The following is a 10,878-nucleotide window of genomic DNA, read 5'->3' as shown; positions in this document are numbered from 1 at the left end:
CGCCATGGACCTCGATCAGGCCTACAACAACGTTGCTGCCGTGGGTGATTTTCCACAGATCATGCAGCGTTTTCGCCAGCGCAGCGCCGAGACTTACGCGAGCCATGCCTGGCAACGAGACGTGTCGTATGGCGATGCCCTGCGCGAGCGTTTCGACTGGTACGCCCAGGCGGATGTCGGGGCGCCGACATTGCTGTTCATTCACGGCGGATACTGGCAGGCCTCGGACAAGGACGACTATGCCTTCGTCGCCGAAGGCCTGATCGAAGCCGGGTTCAATGTCGGATTGCTGGAATACACCCTGGCGCCCGAGGCGAGCATGGGCACCATCGTCGGGCAAATCGGCAAAGTACTGGACTACCTTTGGGCGCATCGCGAAGCCTTGAACATCGGTCAGCAGGTGGTGCTGTGCGGGCACTCGGCGGGCGGGCATCTGACTGCGCTGCATCGCGGGCATCCACTGGTGACGCTGGCCATGCCCATCAGCGGCCTGATGGAGCTAGACCTCATCAGTCGCTGCTGGCTGAACGACAAGCTGCAACTGAGCGCAGAAGACATCCAGCGCTACAGCCCGCAGCGGCTGATCGGTGATGGCGCGCCGTTATTGCTGACCGTAGGCGCGGATGAATTACCGGAACTGATCCGGCACTCACGCGACTACGCCAGTGCCTGTCGCGAGGCCGGGCAGGCCGTGAGCCTTGTCGAGCTTGCGGGGTGTCATCATTTTGCGGTGCTGGACGATCTGGCCTGGGCGGATGGCGAACAGTTGCGCGCCCTGCTCGCCTGTCTAGAGCGTTAATCCGATTGCTTTGATGCCGATCCCTGAAGCCAACACGCGATCCTTGTAGCAGCTGGCGAAGCCTGCGTTCGGCTGCGAAGCAGTCGCTGGGTCAGGCAGTGCGGTGCATCAAGTGAATCGGATTTCAGTATTCACGACTGCTACGCAGCCGAACGCAGGCTTCGCCAGCTGCTACAGGTTGCGGTGCAGCTTGAAAGATCGGCATCGTAATCACTCTCGCCAGAAGTGGATACCGGTTTGCCGTTTGCGGCTTTTTTGAACCCCTCAAGCTTCATACAGTGGCTACGAATTCAGACAGGAATTGCGTATGTCCAGCCTCTCGCTCAGGGTCCAACAGATCGAGTTATTGACCCCCAGAATCCGCCGCATGTTGCTGGTGTCCAGCAGCGCGCAGAGACTGCCGGGCTTCACCGCCGGGGCGCACCTTGAGTTGCATGTCCCTGGCCATCGCGCTCAACGCCGAGCCTATTCCCTGGTCAACCTGCCCGACGGCGAGCACTACGAAATCGCCGTCCAGCTCGAAGAGACGAGCACAGGGGGATCCCGCTGGGTGCACTCGCTCAAGGTCGGCGATGAACTGCTGGCCGATGCACCACGCAACCACTTCCCGCTGTGTGAAAACACCGAACACGACCTGCTGATCGCCGGTGGCATCGGCATCACGCCCATGCTGAGCATGGCCAGGTCGCTGCAAGCAGCGGGCAAGCCGTTCACCCTGCACTATGCCGGTCGTGATGAAGCACAGATGGCGTATCTGCCAGAGGCCCGCGCCTGCCTGGACCACCACTGCTGGATCAGCGGCGGCGACCCGCAAAAGCGCTTCCCGGCCGCCGCGATCCTGGCCTCGCCAAGACCGGGCCTGCACCTTTACATCTGCGGCCCGACCGCCCTGCTCAACAGCGTACTGGCCTGCGCCCGCGAACAGGGTTGGGCCGAAGATCACCTGCATTACGAACTGTTCAGCGGTGCCCTGGAAATGGCCGGTGATCACGGTTTTGAGGTGCACCTGCGCGAGAGCGGCGTGAGCCTGCAAGTCGCCGCCGGGCAAAGCGTGCTGGACGCCATGCTCGAGGCTGGCCTGGACCCGATGTTCGACTGCCGACGGGGTGACTGTGGCGTGTGTGTCGCCCAGGTCATCGACGGTCAGCCCGATCACCGCGACATCTGCCTGTCGGCGCGCGACCGCGCCAGTGGCAGTTTCTGTACCTGTGTTTCCCGTGCCAGCAGCGCGCTGCTGGTGCTCGATCTGTGAAAAGCCGAGGACATCCCGTGATACCGACCAATGAGCAAATCGCTGCCTTGATCCGCGAGGACAGCGTTCACAAGAGCGTCTACACCGACCCGACCCTGTTCAAGCTGGAAATGGAGCGCATCTACGGCAACGCCTGGATCTACGTCGGCCATGAAAGCCAGGTCAAGAACCCCGGCGACTACCACACCACGCGAATCGGCGATCAGGATGTCATCATGGTGCGCTGCGCCAACCAGCAGGTCAGCGTGCTGTACAACCGCTGCCCGCACAAGGGCGCGAAACTGGTGGCCGACGGCGACGGCAGTGTCGGCAAATTCTTCCGCTGCCCGTACCACGCCTGGACCTTCAAGCTCGACGGCCAGCATCTGTCGGCGCCGCTCAAGAGCGGTTTCGAAGGCACCTGCTACGACCCCAAACACCCGGACTTCTCCATGGCCAGCGTGGCCCGCGTCGACACCTATCGCGGGTTTGTGTTTGCCAGCCAGGCAGCATTCGGACCGGACCTGAAAGCATTTCTGGGCGGCGTCATCACCTCCATCGACAACCTTTGCGACCGCTCGCCAGTCGGTGAAGTCGAAGTGGCGGGCGGCATTTTCCGCGTCAAGCAACGCTCGAACTGGAAGGTGTTCTACGAGAACCTGCACGACACCATGCACGCCCGCGTGACCCACGAATCGTCGGTGGACGCTGCGCGTGGCGAAGCCGAAGCCATCGGTGAAATGCCCTTCGAACTGCTGATCATGGACGGCAACGGCGAGCCCTATGACTTCTGGGAAAAGCTTGAACTGCGCGCCTACCACAACGGCCACGGCTACATGGAAGCCATCTTCGACCCGGCCGCCGCCGAGCGCGACGAGGTCTCCCGCGCTCATTTCGAATGCCTGAGCCAGGCCTACGGCGAACAGCGTGCCAAGGAAATCCTGGGCATGAACCGCCACAACACGGTGATCTACGGCAGCGGCTCCCCGCACACGGTGTTCATGCAGTTCCGGGTGATCCGCCCGATCGCCGTCGACCAGACCATGGTCGAGATCCAGACCTTCCGCTGCAAGGGAGCACCGGAGGCCGTGTTCGATCGCGCGCTGACCTACGCCAACGTCATCAACTCGCCCTCCTCCAACGTGATGCCCGACGATGTTGAGGTTTATGCGCGCTGCCAGGAAGGCAACATGACCCGCGGTGGCGAGTGGATCAGCATGCACCGCTACGTCGGTACCGATCAGCCATTGGACGACGGCGCGGTGTCCACCAACGGCACTAGCGAACTGCCGATGCGCAACCAGTTCGCCGCCTGGAAACAGTTCATGACCGCCACGCTGATCGCCAAGGAGAGCACCCATGCTGCTTGACCGCCGAATCGACGTCGACACCCGCCAGTTGACCCCCGCCAATGTGCCCGTCGAGACCCTGCGCCAGCTCGAACAATTTCTTTACCGGGAGGCGCGCCTGCTGGATGAGCGGCGTTTCTGGGAATGGGACAAGCTGTTCACCAACACCGGTATGTACTGGGTGCCGCACAAGCACGAGCAGGCCAACCCGTTCGACCATATTTCGCTGTTCTGGGAAGACCGCATGCTGCGCGAGGTGCGGATCCGTCGGGTGGAGAACGCTCGCAACTGGTCCCAGCAACCCCAGACCCAAACCGCGCACCTGGTCGGCAACGTGATGGTCGAGGGGCTCGATGCCGAGGGTCTGCTGGTGATCAGCGCGAGCTTCCAGTACAGCGAATGGCGTCTGGAACAGCGCCAGCTCGCCGGTCGCTACACCTATAAACTGGCCGCCCAGGACGGTGGCGGCTGGCAGATCCAGCTCAAGCGCGTGGACCTCATCAACTGCAACGATGTGTTCGCCAACCTTGAGGTGTTCGTGTGATGAATACGCCGGTGGTGATCGCCCTGCACTATCAAAACGACGTATTGCACCCGGAGGGCAAAATTCGGGTCGGGCTGGGCGCCGATGACCGCGCGCGTGCTGCGCTGCTCGACGCGGCCGGCAGACTGCTCGCCGGCGCACGCGCCAAGGGCTGGCCAATCGTCCACGTGCGCGTGGCGTTCCGTGCGGATTACGGTGACCTGATCCAGAACGCGCCGATCCTGCGCACGGTCGCCAGCCTCGGCGCGGTCCGGGAAGGCAGTTGGGGCGCGGAGTTTTTCAGCGCCCTGGCGCCGCTGGACAGCCGCAATGAGTTCGTCATCACCCATCACCGGATCAACGCTTTTTTTGGTTCGGCGCTGGAAACCGTGGTGCACCAGTTCAACCCTTCGCGCCTGCTGATCGCTGGCGTGGCGACCCACTCCGTGGTGGAAAGCACGGTGCGCCATGCGGTGGATTGCGGTTTCGAGGTGACGGTGGCGGCAGATGCCTGCGCCAGCGCAGACAGCGGCATGCATGCGGCCTCGCTGGCGAGCATGGCGGTGATCGCCCATATCAGCCCCGTCACGCAAGCACTGGAGGACTTGTCATGATGCTCGAAGGCAAAGTTGCGATTGTCACCGGCAGCACTCAGGGGCTGGGGCTGGATATCGCACGGCAACTGTTAGCCGAGGGCGCCCAAGTGATGCTGGTGGGGCGCAACGCCGACACCGGCCAGGCATTGGCGCAAACAATGGATTGCGCGTTTTCAGCCTGCGACGTGGAGCGCGACGAAGACATCGACGGGTGCATCGCGGCCACGCTGGAGCGCTTCGGCAGGCTCGACATCCTGGTCAACAACGCGTGCCTGTACACCGATCAGGGACTGGCCTCGGACCGTGCACAATGGCTGAAAACCCTGAACGTCAATCTGGTGTCGGCGGCCATCTTTACCCAGAAAGCCGCCGTGCATCTGCCCGCCGGAGGGGTAGTCATCAACATGGGCAGCACCGGCGGCAAATTCGGCGCGGCCGGGCGCGCGCTGTACCCCGCCTCCAAGGCCGGCATCCTGCAATTGACGAAGAACCTGGCCATGACCCTGGCCCCGGAGCACATCCGGGTGCTGAGCGTATCCCCGGCCTGGACCTGGTCACCCAGCGTCGCCGACTTCAGCGACAACGACCCGGACCTGGCGGATCGGGTCGGAGCACCTTTTCACCCGCTCGGGCGCATCGGCCGTGGCCATGAGATCGGCAGCGTGGTGGCTTTTCTGTGCAGCGCCGGTGCAAGCTGGATGACCGGTGTCGATGTGCCAGTAGACGGCGGCTTTTCGATTCTCGGGCCAGACCGTGGCGTGTCGCCGCGGGTGTGGTTCCAGCAACACCGTGACAGCCAATAAAACCTGATAACCGAATGGGGTAGATGACATGGGCAAGATGATTGAGATCCAGGCAACGGACAGCAGCGCCACGTTCGGCGCTTACCTGGCCCTGCCCGCCAGCGGCAAGGGCCCCGGCGTGGTGATCGGCCAGGAGATTTTCGGGGTCAACGCCAACATGCGCGCGGTGGCCGATTTCTATGCCGAGGAAGGCTACGTGGCGCTGGTGCCGGACCTGTTCTGGCGTCTGCAGCCGGGCGTTGACCTGGGCTACACCGAAGCGGACTTTGCCGTCGCCATTGATCTGTTTCAGCGCCTGGACATGGACAAGGCCGTCAGCGACATCGACGCCTGCTTCACCGCCTTGCGTGCATTGCCTGAAGTCGAAGGCACGGGCCTGGGTTATGTCGGGTTCTGCATGGGCGGCAAACTGGCCTGGCTGACCGCCACGCGTACCGATGTGGCCTGCGCCGTCGGCTACTACGGCATGGGCATCGAACACCTGCTGCACGAGTCGGAAAACCTCAGGGGCCGCCTGGTACTGCATTTTGCCGAAAACGATGGCTACTGCGACGCCAGTGCACGCGCCCGGATCAGCGAGCACCTTGGCGGCAACGACAAAACCGAAATCTACGTATACCCAGGCGTCGACCACGCCTTCGCCCGGGCCGGCAGCGCACACTTCGACAGGTCGGCCTCGCTGATGGCCCATGAACGCAGCATCGCCGCACTCAAGCGCGAGATCGGCCCGCACTTCAATCTGTCCGCCCTGTGGGAAGAACACATTCGCCATGAGTTCGACACCCGCGACGTGCCCGCCACCATGGCAACCATGGTCGCCGAACCCTACGTCAACCATATTCCGACCATGACCGGCGGTGTTGGAGCCAAGGAACTCAGCCGCTTCTACCAGCACCATTTTGTCCACGGCAACCCGCCGGACATGAAGCTCATCCCGATTTCCCGCACCATCGGTGCACTGCAGATCGTCGATGAATTCATCATGTGCTTTACCCACAGCACCGAAATCGACTGGATGCTGCCCAACGTGGCACCGACCGGCAAGTACGTCGAGATTCCGATGCTGGGGGTGATCAAGTTCCGCGGGGACAAGCTGTACCACGAGCACATCTACTGGGACCAGGCCAGTGTGCTGGTGCAGATTGGCCTGTTGAACCCTGAGGGGCTGCCGGTGGCCGGGGTGGAAACGGCGAGGAAGTTGCTGGATGAACAGCGGCCGTCCAACACGTTGATGGGGCGCTGGACGCAAAGCGAGCAATAACGACCGGGTAATAAAAAGGCCGATCTGTCATGCACAGATCGGCCTTTTTTCATTCGCTGAGAACGTCAGACATGTTCACTGCTTTTCGCATGCGCCGGCCGTGGTTCTCCGTGCCCGTGATCCACCTCGATCACCGGGATTTCCTTGCCGTCGCAGTCATGCAACTTGCCTTCGCTGAAATAATCCCCTTCGCGCAACGCTGCCAGATCCTGATATCGCAGAACACGCTCAGTCCCTGCTGCAAACACCGATTGCTGGTCGGAGTTGCCTGCGGTGAGGTGGTTGAACGCCAGGTTAAGCACGATCGCCATGATCGCCGACGAACTGATGCCCGAATGGAAAATGGTCGCGAACCAGCTTGGGAAATGATCGTAGAAGTTGGGTGCGGCGATAGGAATCATGCCGAAGCCGATGGAAGTGGCAACGATGATCAGGTTGACGTTGTTGCGATAGTCGACCTTCGACAGGGTACGGATACCGCTGGCCGCCACCGTACCGAACAGCACGATACCGGCACCACCGAGCACCGAAGTCGGCACCGCGGCGATCACCCGCCCCATGAACGGCAGCAGACCCAGGATCACCAGGAACAAACCACCCGTGGCCACCACAAAGCGGCTCTTGATCCCGGTCACCGCCACCAACCCGACGTTCTGGGCGAAGGCACTTTGAGTGAATGAGCCGAAGATCGGGGCGATCATGCTCGACAGCATGTCGGCACGCAGACCATTCCCCAGGCGCTTGGAATCCACTTTGGTGTCGATGATTTCACCGACGGCCAGAATGTCGGCGGAGGTTTCCACCAGCGTCACCATCACCACGATGCACATCGACAGAATCGCGGCGAAGTGGAAGGTTGGCATGCCGAAGTGGAACGGTGTCGGGAAGCCGAACATCGGGCCCTGGGCCACGTTCGAAAAGTCCGCCATGCCGAGGAACACCGCGAGAAGGGTACCGATCACCATCGCCAGCAGAATCGACAGACGGGAGATGGTTGCGCTGCCAATCTTGCTCAACAGCAGCACCAACACCAGGGTCACCGCCGCCAGGCCAATGTTCGCCATGCTGCCGAAGTCAGGGGAATGGCTATTGCCGCCCATCGCCCAGCGCGCGGCCACCGGCATCAGCGTCAGGCCGATGGTGGTGATCACGATGCCCGTCACCAACGGCGGGAAAAACTTCGTGATGCGCGAGAACACCGGCGTGATCAGCAACCCGATCAACGACGCGGCAATGACCGCCCCCAGGATCGACTGGAAACCACCCTCCCCGCCACTGCTGACAATCGCCACCATGGTCGCAACGCCAGAGAAGGAAACGCCCTGTACCAGCGGCAACTGACAACCGAAAAACGGTAAACCAAGGGTCTGGAGTAACGTCGCCAGCCCCCCTGCAAACAATGAAGCAGCAATCAACAAACCAATGTCCGCCGGCGAAAGCCCGGCCGCCTGGCCAATAATCAATGGCACTGCGACGATACCGCCGTACATGGTCAGAACGTGTTGCAGGCCATAAGCCATATTTGCGCCGACTCCAAGATTTTCATCCTCGGGCCGTTGGTGTGAAACATGGGGCGTTTTCATGGTTGGGGGGTTCCCTGGTTTTTATTCTGCGCACACTGTATGCAAGACTCAGGACAAATGTCTATAGAGTTGTATACAACTCACCAGTCAGATAATGGACACATGTCCATTTTCCTCCGCCCGCGCTGACCTTTCCTCCAGAAAAATCCTTGAAACACATCCCGCCTGCCCCGCCTCCCTCCCCCGCTAATCTTCATCACTCGCAGCGACCGTTGGCACGGACGCCCCTCGCTTATACATATAAAGTATGCATAATGAACTCATTCGAAATTCAATATGACAAGGCAAAGAACGCGGCTAACAAATTAAAGCACCGAGGCATCAGCCTGGCGGAGACGGAGGCGGTGTTTTACGACGACCGAGCGATGACGGTGCAGGACAACCATCATGACGAACAGCGGTGGATCATCACGGGGATGGATGCCAAAGGGCGCTTGCTCGTGGATGCGTTCACTTATCGGGACCCGAATTTCGTTCGAATCATTTCCGCGCGAGTTGCCACAAAAAACGAGCGCCGCAGCTATCAGGAATCCTGACCTATGAAAAACGAACACGATTTCAGCAATGCCAAGCGTGGAGCCATCGCATCCAGCAAAGGAAAAACCCGAATCACCATCATGCTCGATGATGTGGTTATAGAGGCTGCTCGCGCTTTGGCCGAGAGCGAGGGCTATGGCTATCAGACGGTTATCAACAATACCTTGCGCCAGGCCTTACTCAACGAGAAAGGCAAATCGGCCGGTCTCGATCAACACACCGCTGTTGGCAATGCGCCGCATATCAACGAAGGAATAACGACCGCTGAACTGAAAAATCTCGAGAAAAAACTGGCCGAGGCACTCAACGAAATCCATCGGGTGATGAAGCCTTGAGTCCGATGCCGGTAATGGGCAACCAAAGGCAGATTTAGCAGCGCTGCCTTTTTCTATCTGTCCTACAGGTATTCATACGCCCTGAATCAACCGCTCCAACACTTGCCGCAACCGCGCATGCGCCGGCACTTGAATGCCGAATTCCGTCTTCAGCAGATCAATCAACTCATCCAGATCCGCCACTTGATGCCGCTCGCTTTCACCGCCCATCCGGTGAATGGCAAAACTGCCATTGTTGAGTGTGCGTCGCCACCCTTCCCCAGTCCGCGCCACCATCAATTGCCTGGTGAAAGACGATTCAGGATGAGTCGAGACATACCAGTTGCCGACGGCGTAATCGATGTCTTCCTGGCGTTGCAGATCGAAGATGTACATCGCGCGCCAATCGCCCGCTACGTTGGCGCGGAGGGTGTAGCCATCGGCATGCTGCTCGATGCGATACGGCTCATGCGGCGTGAGCTGTTCGGCAAGTGAATCGAGCAGCAGTGGCGCGGTGGGGACCATGCCACCGAAACCGACATCAGTGATGTAGCGCACACCCTCCAGGCTGACCAGACTCAGACGATGCGTGCGGGCGGTCCACGCTCCTTCGGGTTGCCCCATCACCACTCGACCGCTAATGCCACGCGCATTGAAGCCCAACGTTTGCAGCAAGACCAGGAACAGACAGTTGAGTTCGTAGCAGTAACCGCCCCGCCTTTCGTGCAGCAATTTGCGCTCGATCGATGGCAAATCGATCAATACCGGCTCGCCGGCCAGGGTCGACAGGTTTTCGAACGGAAAAGCGCCGGTATGGCGCAATTGAAGTAGGCGCAGTGTTTCCAGCGTGGGTGCCGGAGGGGTGTCGAAACCGAGTCGTTGCAGGTACTGCGCGAGATGTGTCAGGCGTGGCTCGCTCATTGTTCAGTCCTTTTGAAGTGGCCGCGGATCGCTCCACCGATGGGCCACAGGTATAGGCCAAAAGCTCATCGGACCGACAATTGATTTAGCCAATAGCCCTGCGAGAAAACCTCAACGGCGCTTGCGCGAGCCCAACCTGATCCACGTTGGGGCATGGTCGCTGGCATGGGGTTCGTTGCGCACCCAGGCATCCACGCCCGCCTCCTCCAGATAAGGACTCAAGGCCGGGTTAAGCAGCAGATGATCGATGCGCAGCCCGGAATTTTTCTGCCAGTGCTGACGGAAGTAGTCCCAAAACGTATAGAGCCGATCTTCCGGATACAGATGACGCAGGGAATCCGTCCAGCCTTGATCGAGCAGGCGCTGATAACACTCACGACTTTGTGGTTGCAGCAACGCATCCTTGAGCCAGGAGCGCGGGTTGTAGATGTCCAGATCGGTTGGCACCACGTTGTAATCGCCCGCCAGCACCACCGGATGGTCACTCGCCTGCAAGTCCTGGGCATACGCGATCAGCCGCTCGAACCAGGCCAGTTTGTAGTCGAACTTCGGTCCCGGCTGAGGGTTGCCGTTGGGCAGATACAGGCAGCCCACCAGAACGCCATGGACGGCGGCTTCCAGATACCGGCTATGCGTATCGCTGTCATCGCCCGGCAAACCTCGCCGACTCTCCAGCGGTTGTGCATCCCGCGCCAGAATCGCCACCCCGTTCCACGACGACTGGCCCTGCCAGATCGCGCCATAGCCGGCCGCCTCAAGCTCGGCGGCGGGAAAGGCACTATCGACCGATTTAAGCTCTTGCAAGCAAGCAATATCCGGCTTCTCGCGCTCCAGCCAGGCGAGCAGATTGGGCAGTCGGGCACGCATGCCGTTGACGTTGAAGGTGGCGATTCGTAATTTTTTCACGGACCAACGCTCCTAATAACGAGGTGTCTAGCGTGTGACACCTGCGCGTTTGGGT

At 60.6% G+C, this 10,878-nt stretch carries 12 protein-coding genes; 9 read left to right on the top strand and 3 right to left on the bottom strand.

The window, feature by feature from the left end:
- The first annotated feature begins 4 nt into the window (after positions 1–4).
- The 7 genes from ACA063_RS09725 to ACA063_RS09695 all read left to right on the top strand — a co-directional run bounded on the left by ACA063_RS09725 (position 5) and on the right by ACA063_RS09695 (position 6,562).
- On the top strand, positions 5–799 hold the full coding sequence (locus ACA063_RS09725) for an alpha/beta hydrolase (protein WP_497665673.1): 795 nt from the start codon (positions 5–7) through the stop codon (positions 797–799).
- Between the two features lie 307 nt (positions 800–1,106).
- Positions 1,107–2,051, top strand: coding sequence for a PDR/VanB family oxidoreductase (locus tag ACA063_RS09720; protein ID WP_497665672.1), 945 nt, complete (start codon positions 1,107–1,109; stop codon positions 2,049–2,051).
- A gap of 17 nt (positions 2,052–2,068) precedes the next feature.
- Positions 2,069–3,400, top strand: coding sequence for an aromatic ring-hydroxylating dioxygenase subunit alpha (locus ACA063_RS09715; RefSeq protein ID WP_497665671.1), 1,332 nt, complete (start codon positions 2,069–2,071; stop codon positions 3,398–3,400).
- Complete coding sequence (locus ACA063_RS09710; RefSeq protein ID WP_497665670.1) at positions 3,390–3,923, top strand: aromatic-ring-hydroxylating dioxygenase subunit beta; 534 nt, start codon at positions 3,390–3,392, stop codon at positions 3,921–3,923. Before ACA063_RS09715 ends, ACA063_RS09710 begins: the two co-directional genes overlap by 11 nt.
- Positions 3,923–4,516 carry a cysteine hydrolase family protein gene (locus ACA063_RS09705; RefSeq protein ID WP_497665669.1) on the top strand — a complete coding sequence of 198 codons (594 nt, stop codon included), beginning with the start codon at positions 3,923–3,925 and terminating at the stop codon, positions 4,514–4,516. The genes ACA063_RS09710 and ACA063_RS09705 overlap by 1 nt, the downstream gene beginning before the upstream one ends.
- Positions 4,513–5,301: an SDR family oxidoreductase gene (locus ACA063_RS09700; protein WP_497665668.1), complete on the top strand. Its 789-nt coding sequence runs from the start codon at positions 4,513–4,515 to the stop codon at positions 5,299–5,301. The genes ACA063_RS09705 and ACA063_RS09700 overlap by 4 nt, the downstream gene beginning before the upstream one ends.
- Before the next feature lie 28 nt (positions 5,302–5,329).
- Positions 5,330–6,562 carry a dienelactone hydrolase family protein gene (locus ACA063_RS09695; protein ID WP_497665667.1) on the top strand — a complete coding sequence of 411 codons (1,233 nt, stop codon included), beginning with the start codon at positions 5,330–5,332 and terminating at the stop codon, positions 6,560–6,562.
- Between the two features lie 65 nt (positions 6,563–6,627).
- On the opposite strand, the gene ACA063_RS09690 is transcribed toward ACA063_RS09695, so the two are convergent.
- Positions 6,628–8,145, bottom strand: a complete 1,518-nt coding sequence (locus ACA063_RS09690) for a nucleobase:cation symporter-2 family protein (RefSeq protein ID WP_497665666.1) — start codon at positions 8,143–8,145, stop codon at positions 6,628–6,630.
- A 254-nt stretch (positions 8,146–8,399) separates the two neighbouring features.
- Here ACA063_RS09690 and ACA063_RS09685 point away from each other — a divergent pair, with 254 nt between their 5' ends.
- Positions 8,400–8,681 carry a BrnT family toxin gene (locus tag ACA063_RS09685; RefSeq protein WP_497665665.1) on the top strand — a complete coding sequence of 94 codons (282 nt, stop codon included), beginning with the start codon at positions 8,400–8,402 and terminating at the stop codon, positions 8,679–8,681.
- A 3-nt stretch (positions 8,682–8,684) separates the two neighbouring features.
- Positions 8,685–9,017, top strand: coding sequence for a BrnA antitoxin family protein (locus tag ACA063_RS09680; protein ID WP_497665664.1), 333 nt, complete (start codon positions 8,685–8,687; stop codon positions 9,015–9,017).
- Positions 9,018–9,089: 72 nt separating this feature from the next.
- Here the strand turns inward: ACA063_RS09680 and ACA063_RS09675 are convergent, their stop codons facing one another.
- On the bottom strand, positions 9,090–9,917 hold the full coding sequence (locus tag ACA063_RS09675; RefSeq protein ID WP_497665663.1) for an arylamine N-acetyltransferase family protein: 828 nt from the start codon (positions 9,915–9,917) through the stop codon (positions 9,090–9,092).
- A gap of 111 nt (positions 9,918–10,028) precedes the next feature.
- Entirely contained in the window at positions 10,029–10,823 is a 795-nt protein-coding gene (locus ACA063_RS09670; RefSeq protein WP_497665662.1) for an exodeoxyribonuclease III, read from the bottom strand.
- Positions 10,824–10,878 lie beyond the last annotated feature (55 nt).

This window comes from Pseudomonas sp. LBUM1643 (genome assembly GCF_059716215.1).
This window is presented reverse-complemented; position numbering and strand designations above follow the sequence as displayed.